23 protein-coding genes are annotated in these 24,358 nt (G+C 63.2%); 14 read left to right on the forward strand and 9 right to left on the reverse strand.

Going from position 1 to position 24,358, the window contains the following annotated elements; genetic code table 11:
- The first annotated feature begins 6 nt into the window (after positions 1–6).
- The 3 genes from ACVNHC_RS02650 to ACVNHC_RS02660 all read left to right on the forward strand — a co-directional run bounded on the left by ACVNHC_RS02650 (position 7) and on the right by ACVNHC_RS02660 (position 3,540).
- The gene (locus ACVNHC_RS02650) at positions 7–1,416 is read left to right on the forward strand and encodes a glutamine synthetase family protein (protein ID WP_050472261.1); all 1,410 of its coding nucleotides are present in this window, start codon (positions 7–9) and stop codon (positions 1,414–1,416) included.
- A 64-nt stretch (positions 1,417–1,480) separates the two neighbouring features.
- Positions 1,481–2,878 (forward strand): aspartate aminotransferase family protein, encoded by a 1,398-nt coding sequence (locus ACVNHC_RS02655; protein WP_457166364.1) that lies wholly within the window; start codon positions 1,481–1,483, stop codon positions 2,876–2,878.
- A 251-nt stretch (positions 2,879–3,129) separates the two neighbouring features.
- A complete protein-coding gene (locus ACVNHC_RS02660; RefSeq protein WP_094462381.1) occupies positions 3,130–3,540 on the forward strand; it encodes a BA14K family protein in 411 nt (136 codons plus the stop codon).
- Between the two features lie 226 nt (positions 3,541–3,766).
- Here the strand turns inward: ACVNHC_RS02660 and ACVNHC_RS02665 are convergent, their stop codons facing one another.
- Together ACVNHC_RS02665 and ACVNHC_RS02670 are read right to left on the reverse strand one after the other, a co-directional pair.
- Positions 3,767–4,228: a YaiI/YqxD family protein gene (locus ACVNHC_RS02665; RefSeq protein ID WP_050472078.1), complete on the reverse strand. Its 462-nt coding sequence runs from the start codon at positions 4,226–4,228 to the stop codon at positions 3,767–3,769.
- Complete coding sequence (locus ACVNHC_RS02670; RefSeq protein ID WP_457166365.1) at positions 4,225–5,445, reverse strand: NAD(P)/FAD-dependent oxidoreductase; 1,221 nt, start codon at positions 5,443–5,445, stop codon at positions 4,225–4,227. Before ACVNHC_RS02670 ends, ACVNHC_RS02665 begins: the two co-directional genes overlap by 4 nt.
- Positions 5,446–5,665: 220 nt before the next feature.
- Here ACVNHC_RS02670 and ACVNHC_RS02675 point away from each other — a divergent pair, with 220 nt between their 5' ends.
- Positions 5,666–6,889, forward strand: a complete 1,224-nt coding sequence (locus ACVNHC_RS02675) for an HD domain-containing phosphohydrolase (protein WP_457166366.1) — start codon at positions 5,666–5,668, stop codon at positions 6,887–6,889.
- An 84-nt stretch (positions 6,890–6,973) separates the two neighbouring features.
- Here ACVNHC_RS02675 and ACVNHC_RS02680 read toward each other — a convergent pair whose 3' ends face one another.
- A complete protein-coding gene (locus ACVNHC_RS02680) occupies positions 6,974–7,750 on the reverse strand; it encodes a glycosyltransferase family 2 protein (RefSeq protein ID WP_058897905.1) in 777 nt (258 codons plus the stop codon).
- Positions 7,751–7,939: 189 nt separating this feature from the next.
- Here ACVNHC_RS02680 and ACVNHC_RS02685 point away from each other — a divergent pair, with 189 nt between their 5' ends.
- Complete coding sequence (locus tag ACVNHC_RS02685; RefSeq protein ID WP_457166367.1) at positions 7,940–8,797, forward strand: DUF6492 family protein; 858 nt, start codon at positions 7,940–7,942, stop codon at positions 8,795–8,797.
- 27 nt (positions 8,798–8,824) lie between these two features.
- On the opposite strand, the gene ACVNHC_RS02690 is transcribed toward ACVNHC_RS02685, so the two are convergent.
- Positions 8,825–9,571 carry a glycosyltransferase gene (locus ACVNHC_RS02690; protein WP_050472083.1) on the reverse strand — a complete coding sequence of 249 codons (747 nt, stop codon included), beginning with the start codon at positions 9,569–9,571 and terminating at the stop codon, positions 8,825–8,827.
- A 456-nt stretch (positions 9,572–10,027) separates the two neighbouring features.
- On the opposite strand from ACVNHC_RS02690, the gene ACVNHC_RS02695 reads away from it, so the two are divergent.
- Positions 10,028–11,194: an acetyl-CoA acetyltransferase gene (locus ACVNHC_RS02695; protein WP_058897908.1), complete on the forward strand. Its 1,167-nt coding sequence runs from the start codon at positions 10,028–10,030 to the stop codon at positions 11,192–11,194.
- A 53-nt stretch (positions 11,195–11,247) separates the two neighbouring features.
- On the opposite strand, the gene ACVNHC_RS02700 is transcribed toward ACVNHC_RS02695, so the two are convergent.
- A complete protein-coding gene (locus tag ACVNHC_RS02700) occupies positions 11,248–11,562 on the reverse strand; it encodes a DMT family transporter (protein WP_123193583.1) in 315 nt (104 codons plus the stop codon).
- A gap of 305 nt (positions 11,563–11,867) precedes the next feature.
- Here ACVNHC_RS02700 and ACVNHC_RS02705 point away from each other — a divergent pair, with 305 nt between their 5' ends.
- The 4 genes from ACVNHC_RS02705 to ACVNHC_RS02720 all read left to right on the forward strand — a co-directional run bounded on the left by ACVNHC_RS02705 (position 11,868) and on the right by ACVNHC_RS02720 (position 15,461).
- The gene (locus ACVNHC_RS02705; protein WP_457166368.1) at positions 11,868–12,443 is read left to right on the forward strand and encodes a YceI family protein; all 576 of its coding nucleotides are present in this window, start codon (positions 11,868–11,870) and stop codon (positions 12,441–12,443) included.
- Positions 12,444–12,503: 60 nt separating this feature from the next.
- Positions 12,504–13,076: a cytochrome b gene (locus tag ACVNHC_RS02710; RefSeq protein ID WP_457166369.1), complete on the forward strand. Its 573-nt coding sequence runs from the start codon at positions 12,504–12,506 to the stop codon at positions 13,074–13,076.
- A 43-nt stretch (positions 13,077–13,119) separates the two neighbouring features.
- The gene (locus ACVNHC_RS02715; RefSeq protein ID WP_208997444.1) at positions 13,120–13,674 is read left to right on the forward strand and encodes a YceI family protein; all 555 of its coding nucleotides are present in this window, start codon (positions 13,120–13,122) and stop codon (positions 13,672–13,674) included.
- Positions 13,675–13,865: 191 nt separating this feature from the next.
- Complete coding sequence (locus tag ACVNHC_RS02720; RefSeq protein ID WP_371328552.1) at positions 13,866–15,461, forward strand: fumarate hydratase; 1,596 nt, start codon at positions 13,866–13,868, stop codon at positions 15,459–15,461.
- A 299-nt stretch (positions 15,462–15,760) separates the two neighbouring features.
- On the opposite strand, the gene ACVNHC_RS02725 is transcribed toward ACVNHC_RS02720, so the two are convergent.
- Positions 15,761–16,510, reverse strand: a complete 750-nt coding sequence (locus ACVNHC_RS02725; protein ID WP_457166488.1) for an IclR family transcriptional regulator — start codon at positions 16,508–16,510, stop codon at positions 15,761–15,763.
- Positions 16,511–16,771: 261 nt separating this feature from the next.
- Between ACVNHC_RS02725 and ACVNHC_RS02730 the strand changes: the two genes are divergently transcribed.
- The 3 genes from ACVNHC_RS02730 to ACVNHC_RS02740 all read left to right on the forward strand — a co-directional run bounded on the left by ACVNHC_RS02730 (position 16,772) and on the right by ACVNHC_RS02740 (position 19,614).
- Positions 16,772–17,932, forward strand: coding sequence for an iron-containing alcohol dehydrogenase (locus ACVNHC_RS02730; RefSeq protein WP_122519352.1), 1,161 nt, complete (start codon positions 16,772–16,774; stop codon positions 17,930–17,932).
- 51 nt (positions 17,933–17,983) lie between these two features.
- The gene (gene attM, locus ACVNHC_RS02735; protein ID WP_163001199.1) at positions 17,984–18,775 is read left to right on the forward strand and encodes an AttM family quorum-quenching N-acyl homoserine lactonase; all 792 of its coding nucleotides are present in this window, start codon (positions 17,984–17,986) and stop codon (positions 18,773–18,775) included.
- A gap of 242 nt (positions 18,776–19,017) precedes the next feature.
- Entirely contained in the window at positions 19,018–19,614 is a 597-nt protein-coding gene (locus tag ACVNHC_RS02740; protein WP_050472093.1) for a L,D-transpeptidase, read from the forward strand.
- A 190-nt stretch (positions 19,615–19,804) separates the two neighbouring features.
- On the opposite strand, the gene ACVNHC_RS02745 is transcribed toward ACVNHC_RS02740, so the two are convergent.
- The gene (locus tag ACVNHC_RS02745; protein ID WP_050472094.1) at positions 19,805–20,164 is read right to left on the reverse strand and encodes a gamma-butyrobetaine hydroxylase-like domain-containing protein; all 360 of its coding nucleotides are present in this window, start codon (positions 20,162–20,164) and stop codon (positions 19,805–19,807) included.
- A 275-nt stretch (positions 20,165–20,439) separates the two neighbouring features.
- Positions 20,440–21,903: a cryptochrome/photolyase family protein gene (locus ACVNHC_RS02750; RefSeq protein WP_457166370.1), complete on the reverse strand. Its 1,464-nt coding sequence runs from the start codon at positions 21,901–21,903 to the stop codon at positions 20,440–20,442.
- Positions 21,904–22,080: 177 nt separating this feature from the next.
- Here ACVNHC_RS02750 and moaA point away from each other — a divergent pair, with 177 nt between their 5' ends.
- A complete protein-coding gene (gene moaA / locus ACVNHC_RS02755) occupies positions 22,081–23,097 on the forward strand; it encodes a GTP 3',8-cyclase MoaA (protein ID WP_457166371.1) in 1,017 nt (338 codons plus the stop codon).
- A gap of 18 nt (positions 23,098–23,115) precedes the next feature.
- Here the strand turns inward: moaA and ACVNHC_RS02760 are convergent, their stop codons facing one another.
- A complete protein-coding gene (locus ACVNHC_RS02760; RefSeq protein ID WP_457166372.1) occupies positions 23,116–24,357 on the reverse strand; it encodes a multidrug effflux MFS transporter in 1,242 nt (413 codons plus the stop codon).
- Between the last annotated feature and the right edge of the window lies 1 nt (position 24,358).

Raw genomic sequence — 24,358 nt, forward strand, 5'->3', positions numbered from 1 at the left:
ACCGATATGCAGGAGCCCAGCGTGAGCAAGAAGAAGAAAGCCCAGCCCGTGACGAGCCCGCGCGGCGTGGCGGATATGGCGGCGGCCCAGACCTGGCTTGCCGAGCGTGGCATCGAAGACATCGAATGCATTGCCCCGGACCTTGCCGGCGTTGCCCGCGGCAAGATGATGCCGACGGAGAAGTTCCTCTCCGGCCCGGTCATGACCATGCCGTCCTCGATCTTCGCCCAGACGATTTCCGGCGACTATCCGGAGGATGACGACCGCTTCCAGCACAATCCGATCGACGGCGACCTCTATTTCCGTCCCGACTATTCGACGCTGACCACCGTTCCGTGGGAAACCGACCCGACGGCGCAGCTGATCCATGACGCCTATACCCGTGACGGCATTCCGGTGGAGACGGCCCCGCGCAACGTGCTCAAGCGCGTGCTCGGCCTTTATGAGGAAAAGGGCTGGCAGCCGGTGATCGCGCCGGAAATCGAGTTCTATCTGGTGCGGCCCAACACCGATCCCGATTATCCGCTAGAGCCGCCGACCGGCCGCTCGGGCCGCCCGGAGGCAGGCCGCCAGTCCTATTCCATCTCGGCGCTGAACGAGTTCGACGATCTCATCGACGATATCTATGACCTGTCCGAAAAGCAGGGGCTGGAGATCGACACGCTGATCCACGAGGAAGGCGCGGCGCAGATGGAGATCAACCTGCGTCACGGCCATCCGCTGGAGCTGGCCGATCAGGTGTTCCTGTTCAAGCGCACCATCCGCGAAGCAGCGCTGCGGCATGACATGTATGCCACCTTCATGGCCAAGCCCATGTCGAACCAGCCGGGCTCGGCCATGCACATCCACCAGTCTCTGACGGACATGGAAACCGGCCGCAACATCTTCTCCAACGAGGATGGCGAGGCGACACGCGAGTTCCTGTCCTTCATTGCCGGCCACCAGCAGTACCTGCCGAACGTCACCTGCCTGATGGCCCCTTACGTGAACTCCTACCGCCGCTTCTCCCGCAACACGGCGGCGCCGGTCAACGTTTACTGGGGCTACGACAACCGCACGGTCGGCCTGCGCGTGCCCTATTCCAAGCCCGATGCCCGCCGCCTTGAAAACCGGGTGCCCGGCTCGGACGCCAATCCTTATCTTGCCATCGCCGCTTCGCTCGCCTGCGGCTATCTCGGCATCGAGGGCAGGCTGCAGCCGGACGAGCCGCGCATGTCCGATGCCAGCAACATCCAGCATTCCCTGCCGCGCGGCCTGATCGAGGCCGTGGCGCTGTTCGAGGAATGCGAGGAACTGACCGAGGTCTTCGGCGAGAAGTTCGTCGCCACCTACCGGGCGATCAAGCAGGAAGAGTTCGAAACCTTCATGTCCGTGATCAGCCCCTGGGAGCGGGAATACCTCCTGCTCAATGTCTGAAATCCCGCCGGGCAAGGGCGCAACTCCAGCCCCTGCCCGGCCTTAACGCCCGACGGAGCCTGAAATGAACGGTGTATCCAACCGCTATCCGACCGCAGAGCTGCGTGCCCTTGATGCGGCACATCATTTCCATCCCTTCACGGATACGCTCCAGCTCAATGCGGAAGGCAGCCGGGTGATCACCAATGCCAAGGGCGTGTGGCTGACCGATTCAGAAGGCAACCGCATTCTGGACGGCATGGCGGGCCTGTGGTGCGCCCAGATCGGCCATGGCCGCGACGAAGTGGCCGAGGCGGTATACAAGCAGATGCTGGAACTGCCCTATTACAACACCTTCTTCAAGACGACCCATCCGCCGGTCATTGCCCTCTCCGAGAAGCTGGCGGAGATCTCCCCGCCGCAGTTCAACCGCACCTTCTTCTGTTCGTCCGGTTCCGAGGCCAACGACACCGTGTTCCGCATGGTCCGCTTCTACTGGGACCAGATGGGCAAGCCCGAGAAGAAGGTGATCATCGGCCGCTGGAACGGCTATCACGGCTCGACGCTGGCCGGCACCAGCCTTGGCGGCATGAAGGCGATGCACGAGCAGGGCGACCTGCCGGTGCCGGGCGTGCGCCACATCGACCAGCCCTACTGGTTCGGTGAAGGCGGCGACATGTCTCCGGAGGACTTCGGCATCGCCGTCGCCCGGCAGCTGGAGCGCGCCATCGACGAGATCGGCGAGGACAAGGTGGCTGCCTTCATCGCCGAGCCCATTCAGGGCGCCGGCGGCGTCATCATTCCGCCCTCGACCTACTGGCCGGAAATCTCCCGCATCCTCAAGGAACGCGACATTCTCTTCGTCGCCGACGAGGTGATCTGCGGCTTTGGCCGCCTCGGCACCTGGTTCGGCTCGGAATATTTCGGCATCGAGCCGGACCTGATGCCCATTGCCAAGGGTCTGACCTCCGGCTACCTGCCCATGGGCGGCGTGCTGGTGTCGGACAAGGTGGCAGAAGGCGTCATCGGCAAGGGCGGCGAGTTCTATCACGGCTACACCTACTCCGGTCACCCGGCCTGCGCGGCTGCGGCTCTGGTCAATCTTGAGATCATCCAGCGCGAGAAGCTGGTGGAGCGGGTGGCCAATGACATCGGCCCCTATCTGCAGGCCCGCTGGCGCGCGCTTGGCGATCATCCCCTCGTCGGCGAAGCCCGCATGACCGGCCTTGTCGGCGCGCTGGAACTGGTACCGGAAAAGGGCAACCGCAAGAAGGCCTTTGCCGATACGGGCACCGTCGGCACCTTGTGCCGCGACATTTCCTTCGGCAACGGGCTGATCATGCGTGCCGTGCGCGACAGCATGATCATCTCCCCGCCGCTGGTCATCAGCCACGACGAGGCCGACCAGCTCGTCGCCCTCGCCCGCAAGACGCTGGACGACACCTGGGCCGAGCTGAAGCGTCAGGGCAAGGTCGCCGCCTGAAAACGGCTAACGCCGTAAGATCGCATGGTCCCCCGCAAGGCCGCCGCCCTGCGGGGGATTTGCATTCAGGGCGCATTTCACAGCGCGCCCATCTCCTGCCACAAACCTGTTGAACCTTACCATTCTGTAACGTGACCGCCATCACAGTGGAACAACACGGCTTCGGCTACGTTGTCACCATGAACTCAAGGCAGCACTGCCAGTCTGGCCCGGCCAGCAGGGCAGAATGTTCCGGAGAAGGAGGCTTCGCCATGTTGAACCGGGCTACCAGAATAGCGTCAGCGTCGCTTCTGTCGGCAGCCGTCGTGCTTGCAGCCGTGTCTACGGCGGAGGCAGGCCGCCGCCATCACCACCGTCATCACGGTCATGGCTGGGAAACAGGGGCTGCCATTGTCGGCGGGCTTGCTGCTGGGGCGCTCATCGGCTCGGCGTTGTCTGCGCCGCGCTATCCTGCACCAGTCTACATGGCCCCGCCGCCGCCACCGGTCTACCATCACCGTCCGGCGCCCCGCGTCTATTACCAGCAGCCGGCACCGGTCCATTACCGCCCAGCGCCCTGGAGCCCGGCCTGGTATCAGTACTGCTCGTCGCGGTACCGCTCGTTTGATCCGAGAACCGGTTATTTCCGCAGCTATTCGGGCCGCTACGTTTTCTGCCAGTAGGCATCGTTGTTTTCAGCAGACCTTTGGCCTGGACGCTCCGCCGTCCCGGCACCAGACCTTTTGACTTCAAATTTCGAAAAGGGTGGCCTTATTCCAGGCCCTCTGCGCCGTCAGGAGGCGTGAGAACCGGCTTCCGGTTTGCCCAGAACACTGTCTGGCAAGCTCCCGCCAGCCCAATCAGCCCTCGTCCTTCAGGACGGGGGCTTTTTTCAATGCGCTATGTCTTTCAGGACTGGCCGCCCGGTGCTGCTCTCAAGGCGCCGCGCACGGCGCTTTCCAGCGCCTGCAGAAAGCGGGACCGGTCCTGCCGGGAGAAGGACGGGCCGCTTTCCCGGATTTCGCCAATCTCGCGCAGATGCGTTCTCAGGTCCCGCATGGCCAGCGCAAGGCCCACGTCCCGGAACGGCTTGCCCGAAGGACCGAGCACGCTGGCTCCCGCCTTCACACAGCGGGCTGCCAGCGGCACATCGGCCGTTACCACAACATCACCGGGGGCGGCGCGTTCCGCGATCCAGTCATCAGCGACATCCAGCCCCTCGGACACGACCACCCGCTGCACCAGTTCGCTCTCCGGCAGACGCATGAAGGCGTTGGAGACAAAGATCATCCGCAGGCCATGCCGCTCTCCAACGCGCACCACTTCTTCCTTCACCGGGCAGGCATCCGCATCGATGTAGATGACCGTCATGCAGAAGCCTTTCCGGCAGCCAGATAAGCCAGAATGCCATCGGCCGCCGCCATGCCCGTCGCAAAGCAGGCCTGCAGCAGGTAGCCGCCGGTGGGTGCTTCCCAATCGAGCATTTCACCGGCCGCAAAGACGCCGGGACGCTGGCGCAGCATCAGGCCGTCATCGAGTGCCTCAAGCCGGATGCCGCCAGCCGTCGAAATCGCCCGCTCCATGCCGCTGGTGCCCGTCAGCTTCAGCTGCACCTGCTTGATGGCGGCTGCAAGCGCCTCTGGCGAACCATCCTGAGGCGTGAGGGATTCCCGCAGGAGCGCCACTTCCACGGGCAACAGCCCCGCGGACTTGCGCAGGAAGGTGGAAAGCGATTGCTTGGCCCGGGGCTTCGACAGGCGGCTGGCGAGCGTTGCCACGTCCATGTCCGGGCGCAGGTCGATGGAGAGCACAGTCTCCCCTTCGCTGGCGATCGCCTCACGCAGGGGAGCGGACAGGGCATAGACCGCACCGCCCTCGATGCCCGTGCGGCTGATCATCGCCTCCCCGCGCTGGCGGATACCGCCATGCGCCAGTTCGATACGCTTCAGCGGCTGACCGGCAAAACGCTCCGCAAAGAAAGGCGACCAGTTGCACAGGAAGCCGCAGTTGGAGGGGCGCAGCGGCGTCACATCCACACCCCAGCCTTCCAGCACGGAGAGCCAGTCCCCGCGCGAGCCAAGGCGGGGCCAGCTGCCGCCGCCCAGCGCCAGAAGCGTGGCACGGGCCGGCAGAGCTTCCAGCGAACCGTCCTGCGCGCGGAAGAGGTTGCGGCCTTCAGCGTCCTGCCCCTCCCAGGTCTGACGCAGACGGAATGTGACGCCCTGCTTCTCCAGCCGTGCAAGCCAGGCACGCAGCAGCGGCGAGGCCTTCATCGCCTTCGGAAACACACGGCCGCTGGAGCCTACAAAGGTTTCCTGCCCCAGATCTTCGGCAAAGCGGCGCAGCGCCTGAGGGTCAAACCGGCGGATCAAAGGCTCAAGAAAGGAACGGCCGCTGCCGTAGCGTTCCAGAAAGGCTCCGATGTCTTCGGAATGCGTCAGATTGAGCCCGCCGCGCCCTGCCAGCAGAAACTTGCGCGCAAGTGAGGCCATACGATCAAGGATCATTACTTTATGCCCGGCCGCCGAAAGCTTATCCGCAGCCGCCAAACCCGCAGGGCCAGACCCTACGATTACCACATCCGTCATTTTACCAGTTTACCCTGATTTTTCGAACCAAAACCTTGCGGGACAGGACAAGTTTACGAAAAAGATTCACTTTTCCCTTTGGTTACCCCTAAAAATTTGCAGCAAACAGGGTTTTATTAGCAAATAAGGCTGCTTGCTGATGTCAGGAGCACGATCGGCGGGAATCAGCTTGGAGCGCAACCCCATCCGGAGCTCCTGCCCGGCGCATGGAGATTGGAGCATGGCGGAGACACAGAAGCTTATTCTTGTTGTCGATGCGGACGTCAAGGTGCTGACAGCGTTTCAGCAGCTGCTTGGCAGCAAGTTCCAGATCGTTACGGCCCGCAGCGCCGTCGAGGCGGTCGCCTGGATCGAGCGCAACCCGTCTGTCGCCGTCGTCATTTCCAGTCTGAATCTGCCCGACATCGACGGCGTCGAGTTTCTGAAGTCCGTCACCGATTTTGCGCCTGTCGCGGCCCGCATCATGCTGACGGCTGACCGGTCTCTGGAAGTCGCCCGCCGTGCGGTCAATGAGGCGAATGTCCTCATGCATCTGCTGAAGCCATGCCCGGCCGACGAAATCGAAAACGCCATCCGCTCCGGCCTTGCCTATCACAACCGGGTGGTCAAGGAGAAAAGCCTGCTGGAGAAGACGCTCTCCGGTTCGGTGAAGCTGCTGATCGACATGCTGGCCCTGTTCCACACGGACGCCTTCCGCAAGACGACCGTCATGCGCCAGCAGGCGCTGAAGGTGGCCAAGGCGCTCGGGCTCAAGAAGGTCTGGGAACTGGAGATGGCCGTCATGTTCTCGCCGCTCGGCGAGGCCCTGCTGCCACGGGAAATCCTGTCCCGCTACCGCTCGGCCAAGACGCTGACGGACCCTCAGCGTGAACTGCTGGCCCGTGCCCCGGAACAGAGCCGGGATCTTTTACGCAACATTCCGCAGTTCGAGCGGATTGCCGAGGTGCTGTATTACTCGGGCAGAGGCTTTGACGGCTCGGGCTTTCCCACGGATGGTCCGACCGGCAAGGACATTCCGCTGCATTCGCGCATTTTGAAGATCCTGATCGACCTGTGGTACGCCTGCCCGGACACGGGCGTGGATCTGGCCGCCTTTGAAGCATTGAGCATCAACCGGCGGCAATATGATCCGGCGCTGCTGAAGGTCGTCAGAGCCTGCCTGCTAACGGACAAGGACCTCTCCGAGCGCTTCCAGACCGTTGCCTGTCATATCCGGGCCCTGCGTCCGGGCGACATTCTGATCGACGACATCATCACCGACGGCAGCCATGAACTGGTTCTGTCGCGCGGGCACCAGCTGACGGAAACGACCATCAAGCGCCTGTCGCAGTTCGACCGGCTGACCGGCCTGCGCCAGCCCATCCGCGTGCGGCGTCAGGACAGGGGCAGCAGCAGGTCCACGCCCAGCTGGATGGCTCCCAGCAGCAGGGCGCGGGTTCGCTGACAGAAAACGCCATTGGCTAGGCGCGTTCTCATGCGAAGGCGCTGAGATGCCCAGCATCAAACCTTGAAATTGCTCAAGCCCTGCTCAGTTGGAGGACCGCTGCTTGTCGAGCATCTTGAGGATGCGCACGAACCGGCCAAAGGACTGGATCGTCGCAAAGGCATAGCCCTTCCAGCCCGCGAAAATGAAGCGCCGCATGATCAGGTACTTCAGCATCTCGACCGGAAATTCGGTGACGAGACGCAGGCGCAGCAGCAGCCCGTTCTTTTTCTTCTGCGTGGCGGCCGCCAGATCTGACGTGTAGTTCAGCTTGGCAATCGCGTGGCCCCAGGTGCGGAACGAGAAGTGATGCTGGCGGCCCTTCAGGATGCCGGTGGTGAAGCCTTCATCCACATCCATCCGGTCATAGGACGGCTCCAGCCGGATGCGGGCGTGTTTCAGATTGTAGAGCCGGGGCACCTTGCGGTAGTCGGCAAAGGGGCGCGGCCGCTCATCGCCCGGCAGAACCATGGTGTTGCGCACCAGATAGCAGGCGTGCTGCGGTTCCCCGTTCCGGAACAGGCCAACAATCTCCTGCCGCAGCTCCGGCGTCACCACTTCATCGGCATCGATGTAGAAGACCCAGTCACTGCGGCACTGCTTTTCACCAAAGCTCCGCTGCGGCCCGAAGCCGGCCCACGGATTGCTGATCACCCGCGCCCCGAAAGACTCGCAGACCGCCACCGTGTCATCGGTCGAGCCGGAGTCGATGACGACGATTTCCCGCCCCAGCCCCTGCACGCTCTGCAAGGTGCGGCCGATACGGTCCCCTTCGTTGAAGCAGCGGATCAGGACGGAGATCGGGGCAGGAACGTCGGACATGCAACCACCAGACCGGAATAGCGGGCTTGAAAGCAGACGGACAGACGCAAGCCGGAAGCACTGCGTCACGGGCTGCCCGGCTGCGAGGTATTGCGGAAAAGTTTGATCGGATCAAGCGGGATGGATAAACAGGCCCTCACGGCGAAGCCCGCGAGAGGGCACCCCTCCGAGTGACAGGACGGCAGGCACATGATGCAAGGCGCATTTCTCAGACGCTTCCGCAGGCTGCGGCATAATCTGTGCAACTATGTGCTGATCTGGCTCCTGCGCGGCGACAAGCCCTCCCCCTTTGCCAGCACGCTGCTGATCCCCTTGCATGAAAAGGACCTGCCCTTCTTCCGCGAGCATATCGGCACGACGCTGAAAAACCTCGTACAGCCTGTTGATGAGCTCGTCCTTGTGGGCACGGCGAAAGCCTGCGCAGAGCTCGAGGGCTTTTCGGTGGACGGCTGCCCGGTGCGCATCATCCCGGAAGCGCAGGTGCTGCCCGCAGACTTCTCCGCACAGGGCTTCACCGACAGTGCGGGCAAGAAACGCAGCGGCTGGATCACCCAGCAGATCATCAAGCTCAGCTGGCCGTCCTACATCCGTTCAGAAAGCTGCATCGTTCTGGATGCGGACACCTTCATCAACCGCCCGGCCAGCTATATCAGCGCCGAAGGACACTACTGGCTATTCACGGCCGACGATGAAAACCCCGGCTGGAACAGCTTTGTCGAGAAGGCCCTCGGCCGCCCGAAACAGTTTCCCTGGTCACTGGTGGCGCACACCATGATCTTCCGGCGCGGGGCCATGGCCGCCCTGCAGGCTCACATTGAGCAGCGCTTCAACCAGCCCTGGCTGGAAGCGCTTCAGTCCCTGGTGAAGGACAGGGCAGACCATTTCTCGGAATACGAGCTTTACGGGACGTTCGTCTGCGAGCATCAGGACTTCGGCTACCGGCACCGCTACTTCTACAACGTGAAGCGGACCAAGAAGGGCACATTCCTGAAGGGCATGCGCCTGCGTCTGTCCCGCTTCATCTCCAATCACGTGAAGACCGACTAACCCGCCGTTCCGGCGTTTGCGCCCGTATCAGAACGGATCCTTGCGCAGGCCCGCGTAATAGAGCTTCTTGCGGATGGAGCGCAGCAGCTTGCCGAGCTTGCTCTTCGGCCGCGGCGGCATGGTCGGGTCGGTGACATTGCGCTTCTGGCCGATGTGGCGCGCAACACCCGGCAGCAGATAGGCAACGCGCTTGCCGTCCTGCTTGATGACGGCCGACATCTTGTCATGAAAATGCTGGGCGAAGGGCGCATAGGACTCGTACAGCGCCTTGGTGATCAGCCCCGGATTGCTGGACCAGCCGAAAAATTCGGGATGGGCGTCGGCCCGCATCAGGCGGAAATCAACGCCCTCCACCGTCAGCGGATCGGACTTTTCCCGGAACTTTTCCTTGATCTCGTCATAGGCGCGCAGTGACACATTGGCGATTTCCGGATGGGTCTCCAATGCGCGGATCGCAGCTTCCCAGTTGACCGGGCCATCGAATTGCCAGTCATCTTCCAGATGGAAGATATAGGGCGTTGTGGCCGTCGAATAGAGCCTGTCGATAGAGGCCATCAGGCCCATGCGCTCGGGGCTGGAGATGACCTCCGCCCAGGGATAGGTCCGGCGCACTTCATCGATGATGGCGTCGTCCCGGGAATCCTCATGGATCAGAAAGGTACCGCCCGTGTTGAAGCGGCGGAAGGAGGCAAGCGTCTCGGCCAGCAGATCCAGCCGCCCGCAGCTGGTGACGCAGATCGTGACAGTTCCGGGAATTTCGACCGCAGCAGTCATCGGATTTGCCAGCCTCACTTGCGCGCAGAAGGAACGCGCCGCCGGGGCTTGCGCAAAGCCATCACCGGGACGCAGTCAGGCCGCAGATACCATTTGGCCACAGGGCTGGCAACCGGTCTGGCTCGCCACCAGCCTTACGAATAAAAAGGCCGGACCCGTCAGGGCCCGGCCTCAAAACTTTCGGCAACACTTTAAGTAATTTTTACGTATGGAATGACGCTCTTATCGGGGCTTTTGATGACAGGCGTATGACCTGGGGAACAGTTCAGATACATTTTCCGCCCGCGACCGGGTTCTGACGGTGCCGGCCACTCCCCCAAACAGAGGAGGCAAAACCCGCTGGCCATGCGGCGCGGGACCGGCATATGTTACGTTAAAGTCAATTGAGGCTTTGTCCCGTGACAGGAAAGGACATCCGCAGCCCGGAGCTGCCGGATGCCAGTGGAGGATCCCGGAATGACAGCGGCAATCGTTGGATGGGCGCACCTGCCTTTTGGGCGGCACGCGGAGGAAACCGTCGAGAGCATGATCGTCAAGGTGGCTGTTGATGCCATCAGCGACGCCGGGCTTGAGCCGAAGGATATCGGCGAGATCTACCTCGGCCACTTCAACGCGGGCTTCTCCCCGCAGGATTTCACCGCCTCGCTGGTGCTGCAGGCAGACCCTGCCCTGCGCTTCACCCCGGCAACCCGCGTCGAGAACGCCTGCGCCACAGGCTCTTCCGCCGTGCATCAGGGCGTGCGCGCCGTCAGCTCGGGCGCAGCCCGTTTCGTGCTTGTGGTGGGCGTCGAACAGATGACCACGACGCCGGGGCCGGAAATCGGCCGCAACCTGCTGAAGGCCTCCTATCTGCCGGAAGAAGGTGACATTCCCGCAGGCTTTGCCGGTGTCTTCGGCAAGATCGCCGAGACCTATTTCCAGCGCCACGGCGACCAGTCGGACGCACTCGCCCGCATTGCCGCCAAGAACCACAAGAACGGCGTCAACAACCCTTACGCCCAGATGCGCAAGGACCTCGGCTATGAGTTCTGCCGCACGGAAGGCGAGAAGAACCCCTTCGTGGCGGGCCCGCTGAAGCGCACGGACTGCTCGCTCGTCTCGGACGGCGCGGCCGCGCTGGTGCTGACGGATACGGCCACAGCACTCGGCATGAAGAAGGCCGTCGCCTTCCGCTCGCTCGCCCATGTGCAGGATTATCTGCCCATGTCGAAGCGCGACATCCTGAAGTTCGATGGCTGCCGCCATGCCTGGGGGCAGGCGCTGACGCAGGCGCGGATGGGACTGGAGGATCTTTCCTTCGTTGAGACCCATGACTGCTTCACCATCGCCGAGCTGATCGAATACGAAGCCATGGGGCTTGCGCCGGAAGGCCAGGGCGCGCGTGCCATCCTTGAAGGCTGGACCGAAATGGACGGCAAGCTGCCGGTCAACCCGTCCGGCGGCCTGAAGGCCAAGGGCCATCCGATCGGCGCCACCGGCGTGTCCATGCATGTCCTCACGGCCATGCAGCTGACCGGGGAAGCCGGTGGCATTCAGGTGAAGAATGCGGAAGTCGGCGGCATCTTCAACATGGGCGGCGCGGCCGTCGCCAATTATGTGTCGATCCTGCAGGCGCTGAAGTGATTTGAATCGGTCTTTGGGCCGGAGCAGATGCTCTGGCCCAAAGACTTGTCAGCTCAGGAAGATACCTTCATCAGCACGATACCGCTGATGATGAGAAGCGCGGCCGTCACACGCGCAGGCGAGATCACCTCTCCCAGCATGACGACGCCGAGCGCAAAGGCCCCGACCGCGCCAATGCCGGTCCAGATGGTGTAGGCCGTGCCAAGCGGCAGATCGCGCATGGCCAGCGCCAGCAGGGCGAATGAGCCGATCATGCTAACAATCATGACGAGGGTTGGAAGAGGCCGGGTGAAGCCGTCTGACAGCTTCATCGCAAAGGCCCAGACAACTTCGAGAATTCCGGCAGATAGCAGATAGATCCAGGACATGATGACCTCGTTGCGGGCCGTCCCGGAATGCTGGAACCCATGAGCGGGTGAAGAGGCCGTCCTCTGTTGCCCTCATATGGGACCGGGAGAGAAACGGGTCAAGCTGCCATTTTTCCGCTTGAAAAATGTGGTTTCATGGACGATCAATTGATCAACAATATTTTACCTGTCCACGCTTCGATTTGATCACTGTTCATTTTTCAGAAACGGTGCGTCAAGTTGTGCAGTGCGGAAAAATCATTACATAGTCCCTTGGGCTGCGACAAAGCGCCCTGTTCAGACACTTTGCTGTTCGGAGATTTCTGATGATCCGTCTTGCCGCCTCTGCCCTTGCTCTCGGCCTGCTGACTGCGCCGGTTCTGGCCGCCCCTGTGGCCTATGAATTCGACAAGAGCCATTCCAACCTCTCGTTCTCCTACAACCACCTTGGCTATTCCACCACCGACGGCCGTTTCGGCACCTGGGATGCCAAGCTGATGATCGATGCCGATCAGCCGGCGAATTCCTCGATCGAGATGACGATCGACACCAACAGCCTCGACACCTTCTGGGCCGACCGTGACACCCACTTCAAGAGCGCCGATTTCTTCGATGTCGCCCAGTTCCCGGAAGCCACCTTCAAGAGCACCAAGGTGACCAAGACCGGTGAGCAGACGCTGCAGATCGAAGGCGACCTGACCATCAAGGGCATCACCAAGCCGGCCACGCTGGACGTGACCGTGACCGCCATGGGCGAACACCCGATGGAAAAGAAGCCGTGGGTTGGCTTTGCCGCCACCACCACCATCAAGCGTTCGGACTTCGGCATGGACATGTACACCCCGTATGTGGGTGACGACGTGTCCATCGTGCTGCACGCTGAAGCCGCTATCGCTCAGTAAGCATTGAAAACGCGGGGCGGTGACGTGCCGTCCCGCGCGCATGCTGCAGGGAGAATTTCCATGATACGCAACAGCACCGCAGGCTACGGCTGGGTGGCCATTGCATTCCACTGGACCATGGCCGTGCTCCTCATCGGCATGATCGGTCTGGGGCTCTACATGGATGGCCTGCCGATGTCCGATCCTTCGACCTTCGCCATTTTCCAGCTGCACAAGTCCATCGGCTTCGTGGTGCTCGCCCTTGCCGTGCTGCGGCTTGTCTGGCGGTTCATGAACCCCACCCCGGCCCTGCCGGACAGCATGGCGGCCTGGGAAAAGGCTGCCGCGCATCTTGGCCACATCGGGCTCTATGCGCTGATCCTCGCCATTCCGCTCAGCGGCTGGCTGATGGTGTCCGCTTCGCCCTGGAACATCCCGACCATTCTCTTCAATACCGTGAACGTGCCGCATCTGCCGGTGCCGGCCGCCCTTGGCACCAAGGAAGAGGCCGAAGGCCTGTTCAAGGCCCTGCACAGCCTGTTTGCCTGGGCGCTCGTCGCTCTGCTCGCCGCCCATATCGGCGCGGCCCTCAAGCATCATTTCATCGCCCGGGACGGCGTGCTCAAGCGCATCGTCCATCCGGTCAGGGGCTGAGCAGAAGCTCACCGCCCCGCATTCTGTCCTCATGGAGTTTCCCATGCGCAAGACTTTTGCAGCCGCCTTTACCGCCGCCAGCCTGATCCTCGCGTCCGGTGCGGCATATGCTGCCGAATGGACGGTGGATCCGGCCAACAGCAGCATCGGCTTTACCGTCGAGCAGGGCGGCGCGCCGGTCTCCGGCAGCTTCGGTACATGGACCGCGCAGATCGACTTCGACCCGGAGAATGTCTCCGCCGCAAAGATCGAGGCCACCATTGCCACCGGCAGCGCCCAGATGGCCAATGCCCAGTTTGCCGGCATGCTGCCGGGCACGGACTGGCTGGCCACGGAAGCCTTCCCGGAAGCCCGCTTCACCTCCACCTCCGTCACGGCCAAGGGCGGCAACGCCTATGAGGCGGAAGGCACCCTGTCGCTACGCGGCGAGGAAAAGCCGGTAACGCTGGCCTTCACCCTCGACATCACCGGCGACACCGCCGTTGCCAAGGGCACGGCCACCCTGTCGCGCAGCGCCTATGGCATCGGCGCCAGTGTCGGACAGGACAATCTGAAGGACGCCGTCGCGGTCACGATCGACCTCACCGCCACGCGCTGAGCTTCATCCAAAATTGCGATGCGTGAAGGGGCCGGGGCGCTTGTTGCCACCGGCCCTTTTGCCGTAAAGAAGAGCCAGCCAAAGACAGAGCTGCCCGGGGCACCGCCCACGGGTGGACGTTTTCCAAGACCCTGATGCGAGAGACCGCCATGAATGCTCCCGTCACGCCGCCGGACTACCAGCACAGCGCCATGTTCCCGCTGGGCGAGGACAAGACGCCTTACCGCAAGCTGACGTCCGATTACGTCTCCACCACCACCTTCAACGGCCAGGAGATGCTGATGGTGGAGCCCGAGGGCTTGCGCCTTCTGGCGGAACAGGCCTTCATCGACATCAACCACTATCTGCGCCCGGGCCATCTCGCCCAGCTGCGCGCCATTCTCGATGATCCGGAAGCAACCGAAAACGACAAGTTCGTTGCCTTCGATCTCTTGAAGAACGCCAGCATCGCTGCAGGCGGCGTGCTGCCCATGTGCCAGGACACCGGCACTGCCATCGTCATGGGCAAGAAGGGCCGCCGCGTGTGGACCGACGGTTCCGATGAGAAGGCCCTCGGCGAAGGCGCGCGCGACGCCTATTTCAAGCGCAACCTGCGCTATTCCCAGCTGGCGCCGATCTCCATGTTCCAGGAGAAGAACACCTCCAACAACATGCCCGCGCAGATCGAGCTCTATGCGGAAGGCGATGACGCCTACAAGTTCCTGTTCATGGCCAAAGGCGGCGGTTCGGCCAACAAGACCTTCCTGTTCCAGGGCACGCCCTCGCTGCTGACCCATGACCGCATGATCGATTTCCTAAAGGAAAAGATCCTGACGCTCGGCACCGCTGCCTGCCCGCCCTATCACCTGGCCATCGTCATCGGCGGCACCTCGGCGGAAATGTGCCTCAAGGCCGTGAAGCTCGCCTCCGCCCGCTATCTCGACAACCTGCCGACGCAGGGCTCCGAGCTTGGCCACGCCTTCCGTGACCTTGAGATGGAAGCCGAGATCCACAAACTGACCCAGGCGACCGGCGTCGGTGCCCAGTTCGGCGGCAAGTATTTCTGCCACGACGTGCGCGTCATCCGCCTGCCGCGCCATGGCGCGTCGCTGCCCATCGGCCTTGGCGTCTCCTGCTCGGCCGACCGTCAGGCCACCGGCAAGATCACGAAGGACGGCATCTACCTTGAGCAGCTGGAGATGCATCCGGAAACCTACATGCCGGAAGTCACGGATGAGAACCTCTCGGACAACGTGGTCAAGATCGACCTGACCCGTCCGATGCCGGAGATTCTGGCCGAACTGTCGCGCCACCCGATCAAGACCCGCCTGTCGCTGACCGGCCCGCTGATCGTGGCCCGTGACCTTGCCCATGCCAAGCTGCGCGAGCGGCTGGAAGCGGGCGAGCCGCTGCCGGACTATTTCAAGAACCACCCGATCTATTACGCCGGCCCCGCCAAGACCCCGGAAGGCATGCCCTCCGGCTCCTTCGGCCCCACCACGGCCGGGCGCATGGATGCCTATGTGGACCAGTTCCAGGCCGTGGGCGGCTCCATGGTGATGCTGGCCAAGGGCAACCGCTCCCCGGCGGTGCGCCGCGCCTGCCAGGCCCACGGCGGTTTCTACCTCGGCTCCATCGGCGGCCCGGCTGCACGCCTTGCACAGGACTGCATCAAGAAGGTGGAAGTGGTCGCCTATCCGGAACTCGGCATGGAAGCCATCTGGAAGATCGAAGTCGAAGACTTCCCCGCCTTCATCGTCGTCGACGACAAGGGCAACGATTTCTTCCAGGAACTGAACCTGGGGTAATCCGGACCACCGGATCACCGGCACTATTTCTGGCATGAAAACGGGCGGCTCATTGGGCCGCCCGTACCTTTTGGCAAACACTCGCCATCGTCATCCCCGGCGCAGCGAAGCGGAGATCGGGGACCGGTGAGCCAAGGTGCATCGGCCCCATGTCTTGATGCCAAACAACTCGCGCCCCGGCTCACCGGTTCCGGCTCTCGCGCTGCTCGGCCGGGATGACGATGGAGGGGTTTTCAAACGATCAGCAGCACGGCTGCGCCAGCCGCGCCAGCCCAAATTATGTGGCCGCTGGCTCCCCCTCACCTGCCGTGATGGCCGAGATGGCGGGAGACGTCTGCGGCGGTGGTGCGGATGCGGGTGCCGAGGCCGGCGATGGCTTCCGCCGTTGCTTCGCTGCTCAGCAGGCTGATGGCGATGCCCGCGATGGCCTGGCCCGAGTGATCGCGCAGGGCAGCTCCCAGACACACCATGCCCTCGCGGATCTGGCCGTCGTCAATCGAGTAGCCGCGTGCCGCGGTTTCGGCCAGCTCCTGCCGCAGGGCGGCAAGGTCTTTGACGCTGTGCTGCGTCATCGGCTCCGGGAAGCCTGATCCGAACAGGCGCTGCAACTCTTCGGGAGAAAGCTCGGACAGCAGCATCTTGCCCGTAGCCGTGAAGGGCGCAGGCAGGCGCATGCCGATGCGGAACGTGTGGCCCAGCGGCTGGTCGGAGTTGCGGCAGCCGATATAGACGACCTCCTGCCCGTCCAGCACCGTCAGGGTCAGCGTGTAACTGGCAAAGGCCGTGTCCTTGGCAAAATAGGCGCGGAAGACGGTCAGAACGTCCAGCTCCGACAGGAAACTGTTGGCCCAGCGCAGCGGATGCGGGCCCAGCCGGAATGTGCCGTCCGGCTTTTTCACCAGAAGGTTCAGCTCCTGCATCACGGCGAAAAGCCCATGCGCCGTGCTCTTCGGCAGCTTCAGGGCGCGGGTGATATCGGCTGCGGTCAAGGGGGTTGTGGAGCTTGCAACGAGGTCCATCACCATCACGGTCCTGCGCAGCGCAGGCACCGTGTCGGCGGAGGGCTGGTCTGAGACAGCCTCAGCAGCTGCATTTAACGGCCTTGACAATTTTCAGCGCATCCCGTCATCATAAGTTCAACACATTGATACAGGTTCAATATATTGAACTTACCGCAGGGAAGAGGAAGTGGTCAATCTGAATCTTCGCTCCCTGCACTGCGGCTCAGCCGGCTGCAGGAAAGACCATTCTGAAAGCAAAAATATGTCCCGGCCTGCCCGGCAGCCGTCAGGGGCAATGGAGGAAACAAGATGACCATGAACCCCTTTGAATTCCGGACGGTTCCGGCCATGGAAGTGGCCTGGGGCGGTGCGCAGCGGCTGGGCGAGATCCTGAAGGCCCGTTTCTCGGCACAGAACGTGCTGCTGGTCACCGATGCCGGACTGGTGAAGGCCGGGCTGATCGCGCCGATTGCGCAGAACATCAAGGCCGCCGGGCTCGATGTCACCATTTTCGACAAGGTGGTGGCCGATCCGCCGGAGCATGTGGTGCACGGCTGCGTCGATGAGGCCCGGAAGGCCGGCGTCAACATCGTCGTAGGTCTTGGCGGCGGCTCGTCGCTCGACATTGCCAAGCTGGTCGCCGTGCTGCTTCAGTCCGATCAGCCATTGGCGGAAATGTATGGCATCGGCAACGTCAGGGGCGGCCGCCTGCCGCTGGTTCTGGTGCCGACGACGGCTGGCACCGGCTCGGAAGTGACGAACATCTCCATCATCACCACGGGCGAGACCACCAAGATGGGCGTCGTCTCCCCGCAGCTTTACGCCGACTATGTGCTGCTGGATGCGGAAACGACCGTAGGTCTGCCGAAGGTGCATACGGCAGCGACGGGCATTGATGCCATGGTGCATGCCATCGAGGCCTATACCAGCCGCCACAAGAAGAACCCGTTGTCCGATGCGCTTGCCCGCGAGGCGCTGCGCCTGCTCGGCGCCAATCTCATTGCCGCCTGCGAAGACGGCAGCAACCGCGCCGCGCGCGAAGGCATGCTGCTGGGTGCAACGCTGGCCGGTCAGGCTTTTGCCAACTCGCCGGTGGCCGCCGTTCACGCCCTCGCCTATCCGCTGGGCGGGCACTATCACGTGCCGCACGGCCTTTCCAACGCGCTGATGCTCGGACCGGTCCTGCGCTTCAACGCCAAGGCCGCCGCGCCGCTCTATGCGGAACTCGCCGATGTTCTGGGTGTTGCAGGCACGGGCGATGCGGAGAAGCGCTCCGCTGACTTCGTCGCCCATATGGAGAAGCTGATGGACGCCAGCGGCGCCCCCCGCCGCCTGCGCGATGTGGGCGTCACGGACAACAGCCTCGCCATGCTGGCTGCCGACGCCATGAAGCAGACGCGCCTTCTGGTCAACAATCCCGTCGAAGTCCGCGAGGAAGACGCGCTCGCCCTCTACCGCGAGGCCTACTGACCCCCGCTGATCATTTCCTGTCAATCAGTCACAACCCATGGGAGGACCCACGTGACCGACATCAGACTGTACATGCTCCAGTCCGGCACCCTGAAGTGCAAGGTGCACAACATCAAGATGAACCAGGGCAATGGCGCGGATTACGAGATTCCCGTGCCCTTCTTCCTGATCACCCATCCGCAGGGCCACACCATCATTGACGGCGGCAATGCCATCGAGGTGGCGACCGATCCTTACGGCCACTGGGGCTCGATCTGCGACGTCTACATGCCGGTTCTGGACAAGGACAAGGGCTGCGTCGATCAGGTGAAGGCGCTCGGCTTCGATCCGGCAGATGTGAAATACGTGGTGCAGTCGCACCTGCATCTCGACCACACCGGCGCCATCGGCCGCTTCCCCAATGCCACGCACATCGTGCAGCGCTGCGAGTATGAATATGCCTTCACGCCGGACTGGTTTGCCGGCGGCGGCTACATCCGCAAGGACTTCGACCGCCCGGGCCTGAAGTGGCAGTTCCTCAATGGCACCCAGGACGACTATTACGACATCTATGGCGACGGCACGCTGACCACGGTGTTCACGCCGGGCCATGCGCCGGGACACCAGTCCTTCCTCGTGCGCCTGCCGAACAGCAAGCCGATCCTCTTGACCATTGATGCCGCCTATACGGTGGATCACTGGGAAGAGAAGGCGCTGCCGGGCTTCCTTGCCTCCACCGTCGACACGGTGCGTTCGGTGCAGAAGCTGCGCACCCTGGCGGAGCGCACCGGCGCCATGGTCGTCACCGGCCATGACCCGGACGCCTGGGCCAATTTCAAGAAGGCCCCGGAGTTCTACTCCTGAGCCTGCCCCGCGTCCACACAGACACCGGGAAAGGGGCCCCTGCGGCCCCTTTTTCAGTTCCGGGAGAGCCCCGTCCGCACAACCGTCCAGCATGTGACGGGCGGCACAGATGCCTTTGAAGTCTTCTCTATGTTTTTCTCATGTCTTCGCCGCGGCATTAAGCGCGCGGAAATGTGATGTGACATAGCGTCATCACTGGAGTGGAGTGATGAACCAGCCAACCCGGCACGGAGGGGACAGAAATGAGAAGATTTACGGGCGCTCTGGCGGCCTTTATGATCGTCGCAGCTGCTAGTTCTGCTGCGGCCCAGGCAGGGCGTTTTTTTGACCCGGCAACCAAGAGCTGGGTTGAATACGGACCGGGCCTGCACAGTTCCGACAAGTCCCCGATCAAGCGTGAAACCGTGCGTTACGACGGCCCGCACAAGCCGGGCACGATCATCGTCGATACCACCGAGCGCCGCCTCTATCATGTGCAAGAAGGCGGCAAGGCCATGAAATATGGCGTCGGCGTGGGGCTGGAAGGCATGCAGTGGGCCGGTACCCACCGCATCACCCGCAAGGCCGAATGGCCGGGCTGGACACCGCCGCCGCAGATGCGCGCCCGCGAGCGCGCCAAGGGCCGCATCCTGCCGGTGCATATGGAAGGCGGGCCGAACAACCCGCTGGGCGCAAGGGCGCTCTACATCGGCTCGACGCTCTACCGCATCCACGGCACCAACCAGCCCTGGACCATCGGCACCGCCGTCTCCTCCGGCTGCATCCGCATGGCCAATGAGGATGTGAAGCACCTCTATGACAATGTCGGCGTCGGCGCGACGGTGGTCGTGAAGCGCTGAGGGGGGCATGCTCCCATCCCGTACTTAGCTCAGGCGTCATTCCCGCGAAGGCGGGAATCCAGTAAACAATGACATTCAAGGAAGCCTGGAGCAAAATTTCCCGCTCGCCGGGGCTACTGGATCCCTGCCTGCGCGGGGATGACAGCGTAATTTGGGACGTGTTCATTGCCCCAACACGGAGAGATTGGCCTCACCGGTCGCGGCTGAGGCCTTTTTCTTCGAGTTCGCGCAGGTATTTGCCCCAGTGGCGGTCTTCCTCATGGGCGAGCTCAAGGAAGTAGGGCCAGGTGAAGATGCCGGTGTCATGCATGTCGTCGAAATGCAGGCGGACGGCGTAGTTGCCGACCGGCTCCACCTGATAGATCAGCACATTGCGCTTGCCCGGCACGGTCTTCTTCTGCCCCGGACCATGGCCCTGCACCTCCGCCGAGGGCGAGCAGACGCGCAGATATTCCGCCGGAAAGGCATGCGTCTCGCCATTATCGAAACTGACGGTAAGGGTGCGCTTGTCGCTGGAAAGGCGCAGTTCGGTGGGCCATGCGGCGGTCATTCGGGCTTGTCCTGATGGATGACGGTTCGCGCCGGACGATAGCCCTGTGGCTATAAAGGTCAAGGCTGGTGGCGGGGCACCTGCTGCGGCATGACCGCATGGAGCCCCTCTTTCGTCATACCGGACGAGAGCGAAGCCGAGGTCCGGTACCGGTGAGCCAAGGTCTTTCGGCCCGCTTCCCTCTTTCACCCAACGTACACCCCGGCCCTCCGGTCCCGGCTCGCGCTGCGCTTGGCCGGGATGACTGCGGAGAAGGACGGACTTGCTGAACCGCCTCACCCCGCTGCTTCAAGCCCTGCCTGCTTCACAGCATCATAGCCGGAAAGTGCCGCATTGCGGGCAGCCGTGTGGTCGACGATGGGACGGGGATAGGTGCGCCCCAGAACGACACCTGCCGCCTTCAGGATGCGCTCGGGCGCTTCGTGCGGGCAGTGGAGGAATTCGTCCGGCAGCTTGGCCAGCTCCGGGCACCAGCGGCGCACATAGGCACCATCGGGATCGAATTTCTGCCCCTGCCCCACCGGGTTGAAGATGCGGAAATAGGGCGCGGCATCGGCGCCGCTGCCCGTCACCCACTGCCAGCTGGCGGAGTTGTTGGCCAGATCCGCGTCCAGCAGCGTGTCGCGAAACCACTCCTCCCCATGGTGCCAGTGCAGGCGCAGATGCTTGACGAGGAAGGACGCCACCAGCATCCGCACCCGGTTGTGCATGTAGCCGGTGGCCCACAGCTCGCGCATGCCCGCATCCACCATGGGGTAGCCGGTCAGCCCCTTCTGCCAGGCCTTCAGCGCCGCAGCATCCTCAGCCCAGGGATAGGCATCGAAGGCGGGCTTCCAGTTGCGCTCGGGCAGATGCGGGAAATGGTAGAGCAGATGATAGGAAAACTCCCGCCAGCCGATTTCCGACAGGAACTTGTCGCCATCCTTCTGCAGGTGGCCATGCTGCTCCGTGTGAAAGCGGGTGGCCGTCCAGATCTGCCGGGGGGAGATTTCACCGAAATGCAGATGCGGCGACAGGCGCGAGACATTGGGCAGGTCCGGCCGGTTGCGCAGCTCGCCATAACCATTGAGCCCTTCCTCCAGAAAAGCCGCAAGCCGTGCCGCCGCGCCCCTTTCGCCCGGCTGCCAGAGGTCCAGCCAGCCCGCCGCCCAATCCGGCTTGACCGGCAGCAGCGCGAAGTCTGAAAGCGGCAGAGACTGACTGACCTGCGGAATGTCCCGCACCTCCGGCGCGGGCAGAGGCGCTGCCACGGGCTTGGCCAGCGCTGCACGCCAGAAGGGCGAATAGACCTTGAAGGGGCCGCCGGTCTTCGTCTCCAGCTCCCAGGGCTCATGCAGCAGCGAACCGTTGAAACTGCGCACCTCGACACCGTCGGCCATGAGACCCGCCTTCAGCCGCTTGTCGCGGGCAATCGCATGCGGCTCGTAGCAGCGGTTCCAGTGAACGGCGGAAGCCCCCGTTTCCTTGACCAGCGCATCCAGCGCCTTGCCGGCGGGCCCGCGCATCAGCACCAGTCTGCCGCCCAGGCTCTCGTCAAGCGCCGCCAGCGCGTGATGCAGCCACCAGCGGCTGGCCCCGCCCAGCGGGTGGGTTTCGCCGCAGTCCTTCGGTTCTTCCAGAATGAACACCGGCACCACGGCGCCTGCCTTTGCCGCCTCGAACAGCGCCGGATTGTCGGCAAGGCGCAGGTCCTGGCGGAACCAGACGATCGTCGTGCGGTCACGTGGCTGAGAGGGCATGGCAAGGCTGTCCGGGATAAATATCAAGTGGTTGTTTGTACGTCATTCCCCGTCTGTGAGATCACATTGCCGGATGCCATCTTGCCCTTACGAAAAAACCGACTACGTTATTCCCCAACGAACAGAACGAAACATCGTCACAGACACGGCCAGAGATTGCTGATGAGGGAGAGACAGATGAATGACGCCGCGGCCTTTCCGCGCATGACCGATCCGTTCGGCCGCGACATTTCCTATCTGCGCGTCTCGGTGACGGACCGCTGCGATTTCCGCTGTGTCTATTGCATGGCGGAGGACATGACCTTTCTGCCCAAGCGCGAGGTGCTGTCGCTGGAGGAACTGGACCGCCTGTGCAGCGCCTTCATCGGCAAGGGTGTGCGCCGCCTGCGGCTGACCGGCGGCGAACCGCTGGTGCGCAAGGGCATCATGGGGCTGATCCGCTCCCTCTCCCGGCATCTGCAGTCGGGCGCGCTGGACGAACTGACGCTGACGACCAACGGCTCGCAGCTCGCCCGCTATGCCGCGGAGCTTGCCGATGCTGGCGTGCGGCGCCTCAATGTCTCCGTCGATACGCTGGATGCAGACCGTTTCCGCGCCATCACCCGCTGGGGCGATCTCCCGAAGGTGATGGAAGGCATCAAGGCTGCCAAGGCGGCAGGCCTGTCGATCAAGATCAACATGGTGGCGCTGAAGGGCATCAACGAGGACGAAATTGTCCCGATGCTGGAATGGGCCCATGGCGAAGGCCATGACCTGACGCTGATCGAGACCATGCCCATGGGCGAGATCGACGGCGACCGCACGGACCAGTATCTGCCCTTGAGCGAAGTGCGGGCGCGGCTCTCAGAGCGCTTCACGCTCACCGGCATTCCCTACAAGACCGGCGGCCCGGCCCGCTACATGCGGATCGAGGAAACCGGCGGGCGCATAGGTTTCATCACGCCGATGACGCATAATTTCTGCGAAAGCTGCAACCGGGTGCGCATCACCTGCACGGGCATGCTCTACATGTGCCTCGGACAGGACGACAGCGCCGACCTGCGCGCGCCCTTGCGCGCTTCCGAAGGGGATGAGCTTCTGTCGCGCACCATTGATGAGGCCATCGGCCGCAAGCCGAAGGGGCATGATTTCGTCATCGACCGGCGCACCAACCGCCCGTCTGTTTCCCGGCACATGAGCGTCACCGGCGGCTGAGCGGGGTCTGTCCCCGCCCTATCCCCCTTCGCTGCGGTAGCAGGCGACGACGGACACGAGTGTCAGCGTCACACAGCCGCCCATGACCACCAGCAGCGGCCAGACCGTGCCGGGATACATGCTCTGAGACAGCATCCAGGCCACCAGCGCCGAAACACCGGCGCCAAGGCCGATCTGCATGCTGCCGGCAAGGCCTGATGCGGCACCAGCCAGATCCGGGCGCACACTGACGGCGCCGGACAGGGCACTGGGCAGGCAGATGCCGTTGCCGAGGCCCAGAATGCACATGGGCAGGAACAGCGAGAAGGGATGATAGATGCCTGCGCTGAAGAGGGCAGCGGCCAGCACCACCGTGGCGACGGGCATCAGTGAGCCTATGGTGATCATGCGCAGCACACCAATGCGCGCCGCGAAGCGGCCTGACAGACCGTTGCCCGCGATATAGCCGCCTGCCACCATCATGAAATAGAGGCCCATGGTCAGCGGTGTCATCTCCAGCACTTCCGAGGCGATGAAGGGAGCCCCGCCGAGGAAGGCGAAATAGACCGCCGAGGTGAACATGGAGGTGCAGGCGAAGGCCCAGAACAGCCGCTCCCGGCTCAGCGCCCTGTAGCTGGCCAGAAGGCTGGTGATGCTGGCGGACTGGCTGCGGTCGTGATGGGTTTCATGCAGGCAGGCCCAGGCCGCGAGCGTGACCGCAATGCCGATGGCCAGCATCAGATAGAAGCCACCCTTCCACCCGGCGACACCATCCAGCGCCCCGCCCATGGCGGGGGCGAGCATGGGGCCCACCGCAAGGCCCATGGTGACGTAGCCGATCATGCTGGCGGCCTGTTCGCGCTCATAAAGATCGCGCACGATGGCACGGCCCAGCACCAGCCCGGCACAGCCGCCCGCAGCCTGCACGATGCGCCCAAAAATGACGGTTTCGACCGTCGTTGCGGCCAGGCAGATGAGCGTGCCGATCACAAAGACGGCCATGCCGGTCACCACCACCGGGCGGCGGCCATAGCGGTCGGATATGGGCCCCAGCACAAGCTGCGACAGACCCACCGCCGCCAGATAAAGCGACATGGTGAGCTGCACCTCGGCGGCCGTGCTTTCCAGCGCCTTGATCATGCCCGGCAGGGACGGCAGATAGATGTTCATCGCCAGCGGGCTGATCGTGGAGATGGCAATCAGGATCGCCACCGGAGGACGGCGCCCGCCGGAGGGCGTCTGCCCGGCACCCTGCATCTGCGCGTTCGCGGCCGCATCCATG

This window comes from Pannonibacter sp. Q-1 (assembly GCF_054073275.1).

Excerpts from the sequence above, each read along its gene's own strand:
- ACVNHC_RS02650 (WP_050472261.1), top strand. The coding sequence starts at position 7 with ATGCAGGAGCCCAGCGTGAGCAAGAAGAAGAAAGCCCAGCCCGTGACG.
- ACVNHC_RS02670 (WP_457166365.1), bottom strand. The coding sequence starts at position 5,445 with ATGACGGATGTGGTAATCGTAGGGTCTGGCCCTGCGGGTTTGGCGGCT.
- ACVNHC_RS02760 (WP_457166372.1), bottom strand. The coding sequence starts at position 24,357 with ATGGATGCGGCCGCGAACGCGCAGATGCAGGGTGCCGGGCAGACGCCC.
- ACVNHC_RS02720 (WP_371328552.1), top strand. The coding sequence starts at position 13,866 with ATGTTCCCGCTGGGCGAGGACAAGACGCCTTACCGCAAGCTGACGTCC.
- ACVNHC_RS02715 (WP_208997444.1), top strand. The coding sequence starts at position 13,120 with ATGCGCAAGACTTTTGCAGCCGCCTTTACCGCCGCCAGCCTGATCCTC.
- ACVNHC_RS02740 (WP_050472093.1), top strand. The coding sequence starts at position 19,018 with ATGAGAAGATTTACGGGCGCTCTGGCGGCCTTTATGATCGTCGCAGCT.
- ACVNHC_RS02665 (WP_050472078.1), bottom strand. The coding sequence starts at position 4,228 with ATGACGGTCATCTACATCGATGCGGATGCCTGCCCGGTGAAGGAAGAA.
- ACVNHC_RS02695 (WP_058897908.1), top strand. The coding sequence starts at position 10,028 with ATGACAGCGGCAATCGTTGGATGGGCGCACCTGCCTTTTGGGCGGCAC.
- ACVNHC_RS02710 (WP_457166369.1), top strand. The coding sequence starts at position 12,504 with ATGATACGCAACAGCACCGCAGGCTACGGCTGGGTGGCCATTGCATTC.
- ACVNHC_RS02680 (WP_058897905.1), bottom strand. The coding sequence starts at position 7,750 with ATGTCCGACGTTCCTGCCCCGATCTCCGTCCTGATCCGCTGCTTCAAC.
- ACVNHC_RS02730 (WP_122519352.1), top strand. The coding sequence starts at position 16,772 with ATGACCATGAACCCCTTTGAATTCCGGACGGTTCCGGCCATGGAAGTG.
- ACVNHC_RS02690 (WP_050472083.1), bottom strand. The coding sequence starts at position 9,571 with ATGACTGCTGCGGTCGAAATTCCCGGAACTGTCACGATCTGCGTCACC.
- ACVNHC_RS02660 (WP_094462381.1), top strand. The coding sequence starts at position 3,130 with ATGTTGAACCGGGCTACCAGAATAGCGTCAGCGTCGCTTCTGTCGGCA.
- ACVNHC_RS02675 (WP_457166366.1), top strand. The coding sequence starts at position 5,666 with ATGGCGGAGACACAGAAGCTTATTCTTGTTGTCGATGCGGACGTCAAG.
- ACVNHC_RS02685 (WP_457166367.1), top strand. The coding sequence starts at position 7,940 with ATGATGCAAGGCGCATTTCTCAGACGCTTCCGCAGGCTGCGGCATAAT.
- ACVNHC_RS02700 (WP_123193583.1), bottom strand. The coding sequence starts at position 11,562 with ATGTCCTGGATCTATCTGCTATCTGCCGGAATTCTCGAAGTTGTCTGG.
- ACVNHC_RS02705 (WP_457166368.1), top strand. The coding sequence starts at position 11,868 with ATGATCCGTCTTGCCGCCTCTGCCCTTGCTCTCGGCCTGCTGACTGCG.
- ACVNHC_RS02655 (WP_457166364.1), top strand. The coding sequence starts at position 1,481 with ATGAACGGTGTATCCAACCGCTATCCGACCGCAGAGCTGCGTGCCCTT.
- moaA (WP_457166371.1), top strand. The coding sequence starts at position 22,081 with ATGAATGACGCCGCGGCCTTTCCGCGCATGACCGATCCGTTCGGCCGC.
- ACVNHC_RS02750 (WP_457166370.1), bottom strand. The coding sequence starts at position 21,903 with ATGCCCTCTCAGCCACGTGACCGCACGACGATCGTCTGGTTCCGCCAG.
- ACVNHC_RS02745 (WP_050472094.1), bottom strand. The coding sequence starts at position 20,164 with ATGACCGCCGCATGGCCCACCGAACTGCGCCTTTCCAGCGACAAGCGC.